The sequence below is a fragment of the Salegentibacter sp. UBA1130 genome (assembly GCF_002311535.1).
GTDB lineage: Bacteria > Bacteroidota > Bacteroidia > Flavobacteriales > Flavobacteriaceae > Salegentibacter > Salegentibacter agarivorans.
In genome coordinates this window covers 502,276-517,687 of record NZ_DCAP01000020.1, presented here as the reverse complement: position 1 = coordinate 517,687, position 15,412 = coordinate 502,276, and the positions used below count along the sequence as shown (strand labels likewise).

Annotated in this window: 12 protein-coding genes and 1 tRNA gene; 7 read left to right on the top strand and 6 right to left on the bottom strand. The window is 36.8% G+C overall.

The window, feature by feature from the left end:
- Nucleotides 1-106 precede the first annotated feature (106 nt).
- The gene (polA, locus tag B4F31_RS07695; RefSeq protein WP_093304391.1) at nt 107-2,938 is read right to left on the bottom strand and encodes a DNA polymerase I; all 2,832 of its coding nucleotides are present in this window, start codon (nt 2,936-2,938) and stop codon (nt 107-109) included.
- A 269-nt stretch (nt 2,939-3,207) separates the two neighbouring features.
- On the opposite strand from polA, the gene B4F31_RS07690 reads away from it, so the two are divergent.
- Together B4F31_RS07690 and B4F31_RS07685 are read left to right on the top strand one after the other, a co-directional pair.
- Complete coding sequence (locus B4F31_RS07690; RefSeq protein WP_075325077.1) at nt 3,208-4,434, top strand: metallophosphoesterase; 1,227 nt, start codon at nt 3,208-3,210, stop codon at nt 4,432-4,434.
- A 107-nt stretch (nt 4,435-4,541) separates the two neighbouring features.
- Nucleotides 4,542-4,838, top strand: coding sequence for a thioredoxin family protein (locus tag B4F31_RS07685; RefSeq protein ID WP_075325076.1), 297 nt, complete (start codon nt 4,542-4,544; stop codon nt 4,836-4,838).
- Here the strand turns inward: B4F31_RS07685 and B4F31_RS07680 are convergent.
- A complete protein-coding gene (locus B4F31_RS07680; RefSeq protein WP_286761017.1) occupies nt 4,835-5,548 on the bottom strand; it encodes a polysaccharide deacetylase family protein in 714 nt (237 codons plus the stop codon). The two genes, B4F31_RS07685 and B4F31_RS07680, sit on opposite strands and share 4 nt — an antisense overlap.
- Before the next feature lie 126 nt (nt 5,549-5,674).
- Entirely contained in the window at nt 5,675-8,977 is a 3,303-nt protein-coding gene (locus B4F31_RS07675) for a DUF2723 domain-containing protein (RefSeq protein ID WP_286761016.1), read from the bottom strand.
- A gap of 326 nt (nt 8,978-9,303) precedes the next feature.
- On the opposite strand from B4F31_RS07675, the gene B4F31_RS07670 reads away from it, so the two are divergent.
- Nucleotides 9,304-9,376, top strand: a tRNA-Gln gene (locus tag B4F31_RS07670).
- 115 nt (nt 9,377-9,491) lie between these two features.
- On the opposite strand, the gene B4F31_RS07665 is transcribed toward B4F31_RS07670, so the two are convergent.
- A complete protein-coding gene (locus tag B4F31_RS07665; protein ID WP_075325073.1) occupies nt 9,492-10,250 on the bottom strand; it encodes a DUF481 domain-containing protein in 759 nt (252 codons plus the stop codon).
- A 156-nt stretch (nt 10,251-10,406) separates the two neighbouring features.
- Between B4F31_RS07665 and B4F31_RS07660 the strand changes: the two genes are divergently transcribed.
- The 4 genes from B4F31_RS07660 to B4F31_RS07645 all read left to right on the top strand — a co-directional run bounded on the left by B4F31_RS07660 (nt 10,407) and on the right by B4F31_RS07645 (nt 14,363).
- On the top strand, nt 10,407-11,639 hold the full coding sequence (locus B4F31_RS07660; protein ID WP_075325072.1) for a PAS domain-containing sensor histidine kinase: 1,233 nt from the start codon (nt 10,407-10,409) through the stop codon (nt 11,637-11,639).
- A 40-nt stretch (nt 11,640-11,679) separates the two neighbouring features.
- Nucleotides 11,680-12,711: a response regulator gene (locus B4F31_RS07655; RefSeq protein WP_075325071.1), complete on the top strand. Its 1,032-nt coding sequence runs from the start codon at nt 11,680-11,682 to the stop codon at nt 12,709-12,711.
- An 84-nt stretch (nt 12,712-12,795) separates the two neighbouring features.
- On the top strand, nt 12,796-13,542 hold the full coding sequence (locus tag B4F31_RS07650) for a universal stress protein (protein WP_093304398.1): 747 nt from the start codon (nt 12,796-12,798) through the stop codon (nt 13,540-13,542).
- 191 nt (nt 13,543-13,733) lie between these two features.
- A complete protein-coding gene (locus tag B4F31_RS07645) occupies nt 13,734-14,363 on the top strand; it encodes a carbonic anhydrase (RefSeq protein ID WP_286761015.1) in 630 nt (209 codons plus the stop codon).
- Nucleotides 14,364-14,604: 241 nt separating this feature from the next.
- On the opposite strand, the gene B4F31_RS07640 is transcribed toward B4F31_RS07645, so the two are convergent.
- Nucleotides 14,605-14,997: a group III truncated hemoglobin gene (locus B4F31_RS07640; RefSeq protein ID WP_075325068.1), complete on the bottom strand. Its 393-nt coding sequence runs from the start codon at nt 14,995-14,997 to the stop codon at nt 14,605-14,607.
- Nucleotides 14,998-15,006: 9 nt separating this feature from the next.
- Nucleotides 15,007-15,288, bottom strand: a complete 282-nt coding sequence (locus B4F31_RS07635) for a hypothetical protein (protein WP_075325067.1) — start codon at nt 15,286-15,288, stop codon at nt 15,007-15,009.
- Between the last annotated feature and the right edge of the window lie 124 nt (nt 15,289-15,412).

The following is a 15,412-nucleotide window of genomic DNA, read 5'->3' as shown; positions in this document are numbered from 1 at the left end:
ATAAATTTTAGTGTTAGATAGAAAAACCTCGCAGCTTTGGTTGCGAGGTTTTTTGTTTTACTAAAGATTGCTTCAGTCGTGCCTCCATCGCAATGACGGAGAAATTCTAATGTGCTTCCAGCCAGTTATTGCCTTCTCCTAATTCTACGTCTAAAGGAACATCCAGTTTGTAGGCGTTTTCCATTTCAAACTGAATCATTTTCTTTACTTCTTCAATTTCATCTTTATGAGCATCAAAAACCAATTCATCATGTACCTGGAGTAACATTTTGGTTTTAAATTTTCCTTCTGTGAGTTTTCGGTAAATATTAATCATTGCCAGTTTTATAATATCTGCTGCGCTACCTTGTATTGGTGCATTTACCGCATTTCGTTCTGCAGCGCCACGCACTACCGCATTTTGTGAATTGATATCTTTTAAATAACGCCTTCTACCTAAAATGGTTTGAACATAACCGTTCTCCCTGGCAAAAGCTATCTGGTCTGCAATGTATCCGGTTAATTTGGGATAGGTTTTGTAATAGGTGTCAATAAGTTCTTTTGCTTCGGCACGAGATAAATTGGTCTGATTGCTTAAGCCGAAGGCTGAAACGCCATAAATAATTCCAAAATTTACAGTTTTAGCGTTGCTTCTTTGCTCACGGGTTACTTCATCTATATTTACGTTAAAAACCTGGGCGGCGGTAGAAGCGTGAATATCTTTACCTTCCTTGAAAGCTTTGATCATATTATCTTCTTCGCTAAGCGCCGCAATAATTCGCAATTCAATTTGAGAATAATCGGCAGCCAGCAGAATATGATTTTCGTCTCGCGGAACAAAAGCTTTTCTCACCTGGCGACCACGCTCGGTCCTTATCGGTATATTTTGAAGGTTAGGATTGTTGGAGCTCAATCTTCCCGTAGCTGCAATAGTTTGCACATAATCGGTATGAATTCTGCCGGTAGCTTTTTGTACCTGGTTTGGTAATGAATCTACATAGGTATTTTGGAGTTTTACCAGCGCACGATACATTAAAACATCCTCTACGATCTTATGTTCTTTAACTAAAACCGAGAGCACATCTTCGCTGGTTGAATATTGGCCTGTTTTGGTCTTTTTGGGTTTTTTAACCAACTCCATTTTTTCAAAAAGAATAAGCCCTAATTGTTTTGGAGAGCTTATTTTAAATTCTTCCCCGGCTTCTTTATAAATGCTTTGCTCCAAATCTTTAATGTCGCTATCCAGTGCGTCAGAAAGGGATTTTAGGAAATTCTCGTCTAATTTTATGCCTTCCAATTCCATTGCGGCAAGCACTCTAACTAGCGGAATTTCAATTTCATCAAAAAGCTTTCGGGTTTCTGCTTCTTTTAATTCCTGTTCAAAGAATTTTTTAAGCTGAAGGGTAACATCGGCATCTTCTACACCATATTCGGTTTGTTCTTCAACCGGAACATCCCGCATCGACTTCTGATTCTTTCCTTTTTTTCCTATTAATTCTGAAATAGGTTGCGGGGTATAATTAAGGTAAGTTTCGGCAAGTACATCCATATTATGACGCATATCTGGATTGATCAAATAATGCGCGATCATAGTATCGAAAAGTTTTCCTTTTATTTCAATATTATATTTTGCTAAAACCTTGATGTCATATTTTAGGTTTTGACCAATTTTTTCAATTTTTTCGTCTTCAAAGAATGGTCTTAATTCTTCAATAAGTTCCTGGGCTTTTTCTCGTTCTTCGGGAAAAGGCAGGTAAAAACCTTTACCGGGTTCCCAGGAAAACGCAATACCTACCAGCTCTGCTTCCAGCGCATTTAAACTTGTGGTTTCAGTATCTAAGCAAACGCTTGTTTGCTTCATTAAATTTTGAAGGAATAATTTTCTGGACAATTCAGTCTTTAAACTTTGGTAGACGTGAGCCGTATCTTTTAAAGATTTTCTTCCGCCAGAACTGGCTTCAATTTTTTCTGAATTATCACCTCCAAACAAAGAAAACTGGCCTTCGCCTGCAGTTTTGGAAACTTTTTTAGCTGAAGGAGAATTTGTGACCTGGGTTTGTGGTTGATCTTCTTCGCCACTAAATAATTTTATAAATTGATCTCTTAACCTTCTGAATTCAAGTTCTTCAAAGATCTCCTGCACTTTTTCGGCATCAGGTTGCGAAAGTTCGTAATCTTCAGCGTGAAATTTAACATCACAATCGGTAAGAATAGCTGCAAGTTTTTTAGAAAGAATTCCCTGCTCGGCATGACTTTCTACTTTCTCCTTCATCTTACCTTTCAACTGGTCAGTATTAGCCAGTAATTCTTCCATACTTCCAAATTGCTTCAGGAACTTTTTAGCGGTTTTTTCACCAACTCCGGGAAGTCCGGGTATATTATCTACCGCGTCGCCCATCATTCCAAGAAAATCTATCACTTGCTCCGGCCGTTCAACCCCAAATTTCTTCTGTACTTCGGGAATGCCCCAAATTTCTATTCCGTTACCCATTCTTGCCGGGCGGTACATAAAAATATTTTCGCTCACCAATTGAGCAAAATCCTTATCTGGAGTTACCATAAAAACCTGGTAGTTTTCTTTCTCGGCTTGTAGGGCGAGGGTGCCAATAATATCATCGGCCTCACAACCGGGAAGCACTACCACCGGGATGTGCATCGCATTTAAAATATCCTGGATAATTGGAATAGCTTCTTTTATTGGTTCTGGCGTAGCATCGCGGTTTGCTTTATATTCAGCAAACATTTCGGTTCTAACCTGGCTGCCTTCTTTGTCAAAACAAACGGCTAGATGATCTGGCTTTTCCCGTCTAATAACATCAAAAAGGGAATTCATAAAACCCATAATTGCTGATGTATCAAAGCCTTTAGAATTAATCCTGGGGTTTTTTATAAAAGCGTAGTAACCACGGAAAATAAGCGCGTAAGCGTCCAGTAAGAATAAGCGTTTTTGAGCAGACATATATTTTGGAATATTGTTTTTCTAAATATCCCAAAACTACAAAGATATTATCATACTGGCTTTAGTGGGTCTTAAAAACTTGAGGTAACCTGCTAACTATTATTTTGCAATTAGTGGTATAGTCAAATTTTATGCTATATGACATTTATGGCACTATTTAGGATAAAAATTTGTCGGGTTATTATAACTAAAACAGGCGTTAAAATAAACCCAAACGAAATTTATAAAGTAATGATTAAAAGTATATTCGCAAAAATTTAAGAGTACTCATGCGCTGGATTATATTAATAGTTTTTTTCCTTTTAATAGAGATTTATGCCTACCAGGTTTTAAAAACACTTACCCGTAATTACTGGGTGATAATTTTATATTTTGTTATTACCGCTGCGGTTTTGGGTAATTTCCTATACCAATGGCTTACGCCAGTAGAAGGTAGTGTCCTCACCGGGGCACGGGGTTATGCCTTTGGGTTTCTACTTTCAGTATTGCTTTTTAAACTTATTCTCACCCTCATTATGTTTGGGGAAGATATTTACAGAATGGGTATCGCTGGATATGAAAAATTATCTTCTTCTAAAGGAAATTTTGCTCTCCCTTCACGTAGAAAATTTTTGAGCCAGTTAGCTATGGGACTTGCTGCCATTCCTTTGGCCTCGGTTTTATATGGAATGTACCAGGGGAAATATAATTTTAGAGTTTTGCGTTATACATTATACTTTGAAGATCTACCCGATGCTTTTGATGGTTACCGATTAAGCCAAATTAGCGATGTTCACAGTGGTAGTTTTGATAACAAAAACAAGATTAAATACGGGGTAGACCTTCTAAACGAGCAAGAAAGTGATATGGTTGTTTTTACCGGGGATCTTGTTAATAACGAAGCTTCAGAAATGGAGCCCTGGAAAGAAATGTTCAGTCAAATAAAAGCGAAAGATGGGGTGTATTCTATCCTGGGAAATCACGATTATGGAGATTATAAAAACTGGAATTCTTCTGAAGAAAAGAAACAAAACCTAGATACTTTGAAGGAAACCCATGCTGAAATGGGTTGGCAACTTTTACTGAATGAGCATAAAATAATTGAGAGAAACGGTGAAAAAATCGCTTTAATAGGTGTAGAAAACTGGGGCGCCGGCGGATTTAAAAAAGAAGGAGATCTAGATAGGGCTGGGGAAGGACTAAGCGAGAAAGATTTCAAAGTTTTATTGAGTCACGATCCTTCTTACTGGCAGGAAAAGATAAAGAAAGATCCTAAACATTATCATTTGACGCTTAGTGGTCACACCCACGGAATGCAGTTTGGTATTGAAATTCCAGGATGGTTTAGATGGAGCCCGGTGCAATATCGTTATCAAAACTGGGCTGGAATATATGAAGAATTTGGCCGTTATATTAACGTAAACCGCGGATTTGGCTATTTGGCTTTTCCCGGGCGCGTGGGAATTTGGCCAGAAATAAGTGTAATTGAACTCAAAAAAGGCTCAAAACCTGCATAATCTGGAGAATTTGCTATATTTGAATTAGTATTTGCTCCGAAAAAAAGTATGAAGTGCGTTTCCCATTTTGAATCTCACTTGGTGAGTCTAATTAAAAGAAAAACTACATGTCAAAATTTGGAGAATTAATAGATCTCAATATTCCGGTCTTGTTAGACTTCTACACCGAGTGGAATGAAGATTCAAAGGCTATGAGTCCTGTTTTACGCGAAGTTGCCGCTTCTATGGGCAATAAGGCAAAAGTGATAAAAATCGATGTAGATAAAAATGCTCAACTTGCCGAAGCGCTTAGGGTGAAAGCTTTGCCAACCTTAATGATTTATAAATCTGGTGAGATGAAATGGCGCCAAACCGGGGAACAGGACGCTGCAACGCTGGTAGGTATTCTTAAGGAATATATTTAAAGCGCTTTAAAACTGATGCCTTTTTCAGCGTAATACTCCAAAACTTTAGGTAGTGTATATTTCAAATTTTTAAAGGCTTTTTGGCTGTCGTGAAAAACAATAGTGCTTCCACCTGAAGCATTATTTATCACATTTTTAAAGCATTTTTCTTTAGAAATCCTGTTTTCAAAATCTCCACTTAAAACATCCCACATCACTATTTTATAATTCAGTTTTACAAGTGCTGAGGCCTGTGAATTGTTGATTTTCCCGTAAGGAGGGCGAAAGAGTTTTTGCGTTGAAGTTTCGGGTTGCGAGTTGCAGGTCACGGGTTTCGCGTTTTCCTGGTTCTGGGTTCTGTTATCTCTTCTCTCTTCTCTTTTTTTTCTCTTTTCTTGAAGTATTTCCTCCGTCTTTTGTACATTTTTAACATAGACTTCGGTTTTAGTTTTCCACCCATTTAAATGGTTAAACGTATGGTTCCCAATACGGTGATTTTCTTTTGACAATTGCTGAAAGATTTCTGGATTTTTCCTGATGTTGTCACCAATACAAAAGAATGTCGCTTTTGCTTTATACTTTTTTAATTGCTCTAAAACCCAGGGCGTGATTTCGGGAATAGGACCATCATCAAACGTGAGATAAATACTTTTTTTATCCTGAATTTGGGTAATTCGGTTGGGATAGAGTTTCCTTAAAATTGAAGGATATTTTATAAAAAACGGGTTCATATTAGAAAAGTGGTTCAGAGAAAAGCTGAATCGGGTTGCGACCTGAAATCCAAATGCTGCCACTCCGTATTTTGAAAAAATATTCCTGCCAGTTTTATAAACCTTGCAGGAATATTTTTAATTTTTTTATTCTTCTACCGCAGAATCTATTCTAAGCGAATTATTTCCCCGGTTCAATTCAGAATTCAAACCCTCCTGAATAGCACTTTCCTGTGAATCTTGCGGATCTATTTCTTCTTCTTCACCATAAAAATGACGGAACATTTCCAGGTGTTCATTAAATTCGTCGGCTTTTTCTTCGAGAATTTCTTCATCCTGGTGAACTACGAGTAAATCTACCAGCGCGCGGTAACGCTCAATATCAGATACAATTTCATTGAAATTTCGATACTGCCTGTCTATATCCCAGCTGCTGTAATATTCAAGGTTTTCCTGGTAGTTTTTAGCAATTTTCTCCCAAATTTCCCTTGCCTTTTCGGGTTCGCCAACTTCATAATAGCCACTAACATAAGGTTCTAAAAGCGCATAATATTGAAAATGTTCTACCGGCATATGTTCCATTGCAAGGTCAAGCACTTTTTTAGCACGGGTAGTGTCCTGTTCGTTTAACAGGTTTTCTACCAACCTGGCAAGGTTACTTCTGTAGGTGATGGAATTTCGGCGCGTTTCAGTATCGTGATAAATATCGTCTGATCCCATATTACCCCAATCCCAATTCATCACAATATCGTACATCTTATCGGTGTTGATGCGCCCCATATCGTATGGGTTTCTTTGGTCTATTGGTGTTTTAATAGGAACAAGTTTATATGCTACACCTTCAAGCTGCAGGTATTCTTTCATCCAAAGATAATCTTCGTCGCTAAAGCTTCCGCCAGAGAAATAAATTGGTCTTTCCCAATTATTGTTGGCAATAATATCCAGCATTAATAATGTATTCTTATAAATAGCCTGCGACTCTATATTAATTACAATTTCATCTACAATTTGATCTGCAAAGCGTTCTTCTACGATTCCATTTTCTAAAACAGCTTGTTTATCTACAGGAACACTTATATTTCGGGTAGGGAAGGTGTTTATTGTTTGCCCACTTTGTAATTCGGCTTTTGTTCTTGGGTCATCATTTTGAATATAATTCAGCCAGGTTTTAATGGGAATGGTATCGCGGGTAACTTCTTTAGCAAAAACCACATCGTTAACTCCATTGTAATCCTCATTTTCAAATTGTGATGGAATAGGATCACTTTCAAAAGCCTTACGCTTCATTTGGTCTATATACCAGTCGGTGGCAAAAAGGCTTGTGTTTACCACTCTAACATCGGTACGGTAACGTTCAATTTGCTGCACATACCAGAGCGCAAAAGTATCGTTATCTCCAATGGTGAAAATAATACCATTTTCATCTACAGAATCCAGGTACATTTTGGCCATGGTAAGTGTAGAATCCCTACCGCTGCGATCGTGATCGTCCCAGTTTTCTGAAGCTAAAAGTACAGGAACCGCTAAAATTGATGCTGCAATTACAATTGGTGCAGCCAATTTTGGTTTCAGGAATTTTTTAGCCCAGTCAAAGAGGGCGTAGGCTCCAAAACCAATCCAAATGGCAAAAACGTAAAACGAACCAACTAAAGCATAATCGCGTTCCCGGGGTTCAAAAGGTCTTTCATTTAAGTAAATTTTTAGTGCAATACCCGTAAAAAGGAAAAACACCAGTAAGACCCAGAAATTATTTTTATCTCGTTTAAATTGAAAAACAAGACCTATTAATCCTAAAATCAGTGGAAGAAAATAATAGGTATTTCTGGCTTTGTTATTTTTTACATCGCTGGGAAGATTGTCTTGTGGGCCAACGTGCATCTCGTCTATAAAATCTATCCCACTAATCCAGTTACCGTGAACATCGGTATATTTTCCCTGTATATCGTCCTGTCTTCCAACAAAATTCCACATAAAATATCGCCAGTACATATAACCAATCTGGTACTCTAATAAATAGCCAATATTTGAAGCGAAAGAAGGTTTCTCGATATTTAAGTAATCACCAAACTGTCTCAAGAAGTTGTGATAATCGTTATTATCCAGTTCGCCCTGGGAAAAACGATTCTGGAATTCGTTTACCGCACTTACCAATCTCTCTTCACTCTGGTATTCTGGTTTTATGGTAAAATCTAAGGGGCCGGTAAAATCCATGTAATTAGCAGCGTGCTGCGTACTCCACATCCTAGGCAGGATTGCTTTATGCGAATCGTCCAGGTTTTGTTTTGCATTTTTATAATCGTTTACAATAATATACTCCCCGGCTTCTTCGTCTTTTTCATACTTTGGTTTAGCATCGGTATATGGATTATCTTCATCTAAACCGGCGTACATTTCAGAAAACTGCGGGCCGTAGAATAAGTGAGTTTCGCCGTATTGTTCCCGGTTGTAATAAGCGAGCAACTCCCGCGCATTATCGGGACTGTTTTCATTAATAACCGTAGGAGCATTAGATCTTATAGGAAGCATTACCCAGCTGGAAAATCCAATTAGGATAAAAAGAATACAAAGGAATAATGTATTAAGCTGAAAATAATTTTTCTTTCGGGTATAATTGATTCCGAAGTAAAAAGCAGCAACAATTACCAGGAGTGCAATTACGGTTCCTGTATTGAACGGAAGCCCCAGCGAGTTGGTAAAGAATAATTCTGAAGCAGCAAAGAAAGTAAGCGTGTAGGGCAGAAGCAGTTTAAAAATAAACATCAATACAGCTACCACCACAATATTGGCGATTATAAAATTCTTTACGGTAACCTTTTTATAATTTTTAAAGAAATATAGAAATCCTATGGCAGGAATGGTAAGTAATCCCATAAAGTGAACGCCAAAAGATAAACCCACAACCAGGGAAATAAGAATTAGCCATCTATTTCCGCGGGGTTTAAACATATCACGTTCCCATAACAAACCTAAATAGAACATAAGCGCCATTAGGCAGGCGGCCATGGCATAAACTTCGGCTTCTACCGCACTAAACCAAAAACTATCGGTAAAAGTAAAAGCTAAAGAGCCAACTAGCGCACTACCTAAAACAGCCATTTTATTGGCAGGTTTTAATTTTTCTATAGGGCCGGCTACTTTTAAAACCAATAAACTAATAGACCAGAACATAAATAAAATAGCAAATGCACTTGCTGCGGCCGACATAAAATTCACCATAAGCGCCACCTGGGAATTATCTGGTGCAAATGTTGAAAAGAATGCTCCCAGCATCTGGTAGAAAGGCGCTCCCGGTGGGTGGCCTACTTCAAGATTTGCCGAGGTTGCAATGTATTCACCTGCATCCCAAAAACTTGCGGTGGGTTCTAAGGTGAGGGTATAAGTAGTGAGCGCAATTACAAATACCAGCCATCCTAGTATTTTATTCCACTTCCTGAAGCTAAAATCTGTCATTATTGAGTAAAGTTGAGTAGTATGTGGCGAATTTAATAATAAAATTATGAATGCTCTATAATAGATAATTAAATGCTATTAGGCTTACTTAGAAGCCAGGATGTATTTTTCCATTAAGCCAGCTGTAGGCTTTGTTCTGAGATAGCTTACTAACGGAAGTTAAAGCGAAATATTTTCTGAAATGACTGAAAATAAAGCTGTTTTGGGATTTTTATATTTGTAGATATTTCCGTTTAAATTGAACTCGAAAAAAATAGGTTTATTTTTTGCAGAAAAAGTTTGCGCAATAGAAAGTTTGTTTTAAATTTGCATCCGCATTACAGCAATGGCCTATGGTGTAACTGGCAACACGTCTGGTTTTGGTCCAGAAGAGTCTAGGTTCGAGCCCTAGTAGGCCAACAAAATTAACCGAATTCTGAAAAGAGTTCGGTTTTTTTATTTTTAAAGTCCTGTAAAAATTTTAGCTTCAGCTTTTTGCCCAAAGACATCTCCACAATAGAAACTTTTTTTATCCCTAAAAACTAAACCCAACACCAATTTGTAATTGCGAGGTGTATTCCCGGGTATTTAAAGGAGTTTTACTGTCAAAGTAATAATCGTAAATAGTAAAAACTTTAAACCATTCTGCCAGCGGGATGTCCAATCTAAATTGTTCTAAGAGCCTGTAATCTTTAAGGTTTTTATAAAGCGGCTGGTAGTAAACCGTATTGGTGACCGAGAAATTTTTTGATTTCGATAAATAGGAAACAGAAAGATAAGTGCTGTTTCTATGCTTGTATTCTGTTGTCCCGGCCCTGTCGCTATATTCAACTTCATACATATAGCTATTGCCAAGATAACCTGAGAAATTCTCGCGGTTCATCCATTTTAGTCTTAAACCTGCACCTACAAGATTTCTTTGTTCAACCACCAGCAGTTGATTGTATTGGCCTTGCAGAAAAGCTTCAAACCTTAAGAGTTGATTAAATTTATAGTTAAAACGGGTATGTAGAAACCAGGAATTTTGCAAATTTCCTTCATCAGCATCTATTAAACGGTAATTTCCTAAAAAGAGATAGGTTTTTTTTAAATCTTTTGATTTTAACTGGGTAGTTAGCGTTCCGTTTATCTGGTTTACCGATACCCCGTCGTTGTTGGAATGGTTAAAAGCAAAATCGGCATTTAATACAAATCGGGTAGAATCGGTTTGAAGGCGTTTGGTTTCAATATTAACCAGTTGCGCCTGCCCCAAAAAGGGTAGAAGTAGAAATAATAATAGGAATCTCCAGTGCATTAAAAGTTTTTGGCAAAACAAAGATAAAAAGTATTGATAACCTTATTCAAAAACCGATTTTATTCTTTCTGGTATTCTAAAATAAAAACTCTGTTTGCTTAATAAATCATTAAACACTTTGTAATTTAGTTTCCTTAAATACCTAACCTATAAATTGTGGCTTTAGAATTTTTTAGAGAAAACGAACAAATATTCAATACATTATTCGAGGCGGCTTCAGAAGGCGTTATCGTGGTAAACAGCCAGCAAACAATAGTTACCGCCAATCAAGCGGCCTTAATTATGTTTGGTTACGACAAGGAGGAGCTTTTAGGTGAACATCTCAATATTTTAATTCCTGTACGCTATAAATCTAATCACCATCAGCATTTTGACAGGTTTATGAAAGATAGTGAGAAAAGACAAATGGGTCATGGCAGGGATTTGTTCGGGGTAAAAAAAGATGGGACACAATTTCCGGTAGAAGCAGGATTAAATCCGTTTCAGGTAGATGGGGAGCGTTTTGTAATGTCTTTAATTGTAGATATTACCATTAGAAAAGAAAATCAGCAGCGCATTAGAGAACTCAATGCCGAGCTGGAAGACAAAATTAAAATTCGTACCCAGGAACTTAGAAATACGGTGGATGACCTTGAAAAGGAAATCACCAAGCGAAAAGAAGCCGAAAAACGTATTAAACTTGCACTAAAACAGGAAAAAGAGCTCAATGAGCTAAAGACAAAATTTCTTTCCCTGGTGAGTCACGAATTTAAAACTCCGTTAAGCGGAATTCTTACTTCGGCTACTTTGGCCGAAAAATATACACAAACCGAACAGCAGGAAAAAAGAACAAAACACCTTACTACCATAAAAAACAAGGTGCATTATTTAAATAATATTTTAAATGATTTCCTTTCGTTAGAACGCCTGGAATCTGGGAACGTGAACTATAAATACACAGCTTTTAGCCTAAACAAACTTATTAACGAGGTAATTTACAATGCCAATGTGACTTTAAAATATGGGCAGGAGATAGAATATGATAGTGAAATGGGAGATGTAACCCTATATCAGGATGAAAAAATTCTGGAGCTTATTCTTTCAAATTTAATTGGAAATTCTATTAAATACTCTCCAGAAGATTCCACTATCTATTTTAGAATATTTCCTACTGAAGAAAAAATTATCTTTGAGGTGGAAGATGAAGGAATGGGAATTCCGGAGAAAGACCAAAAGCATATTTTTACACGTTATTTTAGGGCCGAAAATGCTTTGCTTAACCAGGGCACCGGCATAGGGCTTAATATTGTTAAAGTTCATCTTGAAAATATGGGAGGCAATATTAAATTTGAAAGTATAGAAAATAAAGGCACTAAATTTACTGTAACATTACCTAGCCAAAATAGATAACCGCTTATGTTACTTGAGCGGACATTGAAAATAATTTAAGATGAAAAAAATACTTTTAATTGAAGACGATGTAACCGTTAGGGAGAATACTGCAGAATTGCTGGAGCTCTCAAATTATGAAGTAGTAACCGCACCAGACGGGAAGAAGGGTGTAGATAAAGCAAAAGAAGAAATTCCTGATATAATAGTGTGTGATATCATGATGCCAGAACTGGATGGCTACGATGTACTTACGCGCCTTTCAGAAGATTCAGAAACCAAAGGCATTCCTTTTATTTTCCTTTCGGCGAAAACCGAACATAAAGATGTAAGAAGAGGAATGGACCTTGGCGCAGACGATTATCTAACCAAGCCTTTTGAAGAAGAAGACCTTTTGAGCGCTATAGAAAGCAGGCTGGCAAAAGTAGAGATTTTGCAAGCCCAGAAAAAGGATAATAATGGAGAAACCGTTCAAAATCTTTCGGCTTTTCGCGAAATGATGAGAAACCGCGAGCAGATTAGTTTTAAGGCTGGTGAAAATATTTATGAAGAAGGAAAATCTTCCCTGCATTTTTATATGGTAGAACGCGGGGTTGTAAAAGCCCACAAATATGATAGCCGCGGTAAAGAAATGATTACCGAACTTTACAAAGAAGGAGATTTCTTCGGAAATTTAAGCTTTAATAAGAATTCGGCTTATGGCGAATATGCCACGGCTTTAGAAGACAGTGTGCTTTACGTGGTTTCTAAAGACGAATTAAGGGAAATCCTTAAGAGCAATAGTAATATTAGTATGGAATTGCTCCAGGAAATGGGCGATCATCTTATGGGGGTAAAAGAGCAATTAATGGAAATTGCCTATGCTTCAGTAAGAAGAAAAACAGCCAGAACTATTTTACTTTTCGCTCATAAAATTAAGAAAAACCCATTACACAGTATTAGAATTTCGCGGGCAGACCTGGCAGGAGTCGCTGGTATAGCTTCAGAAACGCTAATAAGAACCCTTTCCGATTTTAAAAAAGAAGGACTTATTGAAATTGAAGGCAGAAATGTGAAGCTTTTAGATGCAGAAAAGCTGGAGGCAATTAGTTAATTTTTACAGAACTGACCGGAATCATATTTAGGATTGATCTTTCACGCTACTTTTGGCCAAAATTAGTGCTGAAAGGTCAAGCCTATGAATATTTTAATACTTACAGATTTTTCTCCCCAGGCTTATAATGCTGCACGCTATGCCTTGAATTCAAATTCAGGCTCATCAAAATTTTATGTGCTTCATGCCTCTTCTACCGGCGTGGCATCAAAAATAGATGAGGCGCTTGTAGACTTTGTTGCCAGGCTTAAAAAAGAGCCTGCTGCAACTGGCCATTCATTTTATACTCTTCCTTTTGCCGATAACCTTATAAATGCAACCCGAAAGGCAGTAACCGAAAAAAGGATAGACCTAATTGTGATGGGTGCATCTGGAAAAAATACTTCTAATTTCCAGGGTTTAGGTGGGAATACGTGTAATGTAGTAAAAAAGGTAAAATGCCCTGTATTGGTAGTGCCTAATTGTGAATTTAAACAATGGGAAAGACTTTATCTTCCTATAGATTTACGATTTCCTGTTCATACTGAAGCTTTACAATTATTGCAAAAGTTGCCCGTTGCTCCTAATGTAAGCCTGGATGTATGGGAATTTAATTTGAATAATTCTGAAGGACAAATAGAAGATTTTAAACTGCCCAATTATAAACTTAACCGAAAAACGCTCAAAGAAGAATCAGATTTCTTTGGGAAGTTCTGGCCAGAAGCAAATGTAAAGGCCAATATTATAGTGTTTTTTGCCCGCCAGCTTCATATTACTGAAAAGCTTTTAAACAGGCTTTCGGCTACCGAAACCCGGAAACAAAACCTTCCGGTGCTTATTCTTCACGGCTAAATTTCTAAAATTTGGTTAAAGTTTTCTGTTTAGCTATTAAAGTTAGCTCTTTAGCTGCGTGCTACTTTGCTAATTATAGTAGAAAACCTTATGTTTATGCACGTTCCCAAAATGCAGCTCCTGCTTTTATTTAGAAGGAATGCATAAAATTAAACTTGGGAAGAAGATGATAACTTTATATAACGAAAGAAATGGAGATTAAAGAAATTTTTGAAAACAATAAGAACTGGATTCAGGAAAAATTACAAAAAGACGCAAATTACTTTAGCGATCTGTCTAAAGGCCAAGACCCGGATATTCTTTACATAGGTTGCTCAGATAGTAGGGTTACACCTGAAGAACTAATGGGAGTAGCGCCAGGTGATGTTTTTGTACATAGAAATATTGCTAATATGGTGCCCAATACTGATCTAAGCGCCATGTCTGTAATAGATTATGCGGTTGCCCATCTTGGGGTTAGACACGTAGTTGTATGTGGCCATTATTATTGCGGGGGTGTTAAAGCCGCTATGCAATCTCAGGATTTGGGTATTCTAAATCCCTGGTTAAGAAATATTAGGGATGTATACCGTATTCACCAAAATGAACTGGATGATATTAAAGACGAAGAAGCACGTTATAAAAGACTTGTTGAATTAAACGTGCAAGAACAGTGTATTAATGTAATAAAAACTGCAGAAGTACAGAGAGCATTTTTAGATAGAGGGATAACCGTGCACGGTTGGGTTTTCGATATTCATTCTGGTAAGTTAATTGACCTTAAAATCGATTTTTCAGAAATCCTGAAAGATGTGATGAAAATCTATCATTTAGATAGTTAATAAATACAAACCTTAGGTGTAACTCAAGTTACAGGCTAAAATAATAGTTACAGCTCTTTCCTTAGGAAAGTTGTTCTGGGTAATTATTTATCAATAAAATAAATTTTAAGAGGCTGTCTAGATTGATCTAATTTAGATCTTTTCCGAAGTTTTAAGATTGTTTTATTTATTTAGGATTAATTTTTAAATAATTCTGAAATCAATTTAAAATGATGATTTAAAATCTTTCTAGACAACCTTTTTATGCTTTGTTTTCTCTAGCCTGAAACATCTTTAAATATAAATGTGAAGACATCTTCCTGGCGTTATTTTTTGCCCGGTTGGCGAGTTCACCTTCGTACAATTCGTCTATAGTTTCAAACCATAAGTTTAGCCAAATCCCAAAATGGTAATTGGAAATCTCCTGGTTGTTTTCCTGGTCTACTTTTACGTGAACCTTTTGAGGATTGCCCTTGTAGGTTGCTTTAAAAAAGAGATTGCTTTCCCAGAAATCGGTTAATTTCTCGAAATGGGCATCCCAGTCTTTTATTACCTCATTGAAAAAATGACCAATTTCAGGATTTTGCCTTACTTTTTTATAAAATCCGGAAACCAGTAAAAAAACATCTTCCCGGGTTTTAATATCATTTTTCATACAGTGGTGCTAGAATATATTTATAAGGATAAAGATAGAGGATATTGCAAGGCTAAGCAAAAGTGCATTAAATACAATTTTAGATTTAAACTGCGCTAAAATCACGGTATTGAAGCCCATACAAACTATAACTACAATAAAAAGCTGAAGCATATCTATAAATGTATGTCCGTTCATTAAAATTAGCATTGCAGCCACAGATCCTAAACAGCTGGATGCGATAATACCAATTGCTGAATATCCCATACTCATTTCTTCAAAATCGGCCAGCAAAGTTTTGTAAAGTTTCATAGTTTTTAATTTTAAATGTGAGGTAAAATTAAGGTTGAAGCTGCTGGAATCTTATGAGCATAATCATAATTGAATTAAAAAAGCCTGGAAAAATTGAATTTCTCCAGGCTTTAAAAATATTTTA

What these genes read in the sequence shown, in the direction of transcription:
- B4F31_RS07690 (WP_075325077.1), top strand. Translation starts at nt 3,208, where the DNA reads ATGCGCTGGATTATATTAATAGTTTTTTTCCTTTTAATAGAGATTTAT.
- B4F31_RS07655 (WP_075325071.1), top strand. Translation starts at nt 11,680, where the DNA reads ATGAAAAAAATACTTTTAATTGAAGACGATGTAACCGTTAGGGAGAAT.
- B4F31_RS07685 (WP_075325076.1), top strand. Translation starts at nt 4,542, where the DNA reads ATGTCAAAATTTGGAGAATTAATAGATCTCAATATTCCGGTCTTGTTA.
- B4F31_RS07650 (WP_093304398.1), top strand. Translation starts at nt 12,796, where the DNA reads ATGAATATTTTAATACTTACAGATTTTTCTCCCCAGGCTTATAATGCT.
- B4F31_RS07645 (WP_286761015.1), top strand. Translation starts at nt 13,734, where the DNA reads ATGGAGATTAAAGAAATTTTTGAAAACAATAAGAACTGGATTCAGGAA.
- polA (WP_093304391.1), bottom strand. Translation starts at nt 2,938, where the DNA reads ATGTCTGCTCAAAAACGCTTATTCTTACTGGACGCTTACGCGCTTATT.
- B4F31_RS07635 (WP_075325067.1), bottom strand. Translation starts at nt 15,288, where the DNA reads ATGAAACTTTACAAAACTTTGCTGGCCGATTTTGAAGAAATGAGTATG.
- B4F31_RS07675 (WP_286761016.1), bottom strand. Translation starts at nt 8,977, where the DNA reads ATGACAGATTTTAGCTTCAGGAAGTGGAATAAAATACTAGGATGGCTG.
- B4F31_RS07640 (WP_075325068.1), bottom strand. Translation starts at nt 14,997, where the DNA reads ATGAAAAATGATATTAAAACCCGGGAAGATGTTTTTTTACTGGTTTCC.
- B4F31_RS07680 (WP_286761017.1), bottom strand. Translation starts at nt 5,548, where the DNA reads ATGAACCCGTTTTTTATAAAATATCCTTCAATTTTAAGGAAACTCTAT.
- B4F31_RS07665 (WP_075325073.1), bottom strand. Translation starts at nt 10,250, where the DNA reads ATGCACTGGAGATTCCTATTATTATTTCTACTTCTACCCTTTTTGGGG.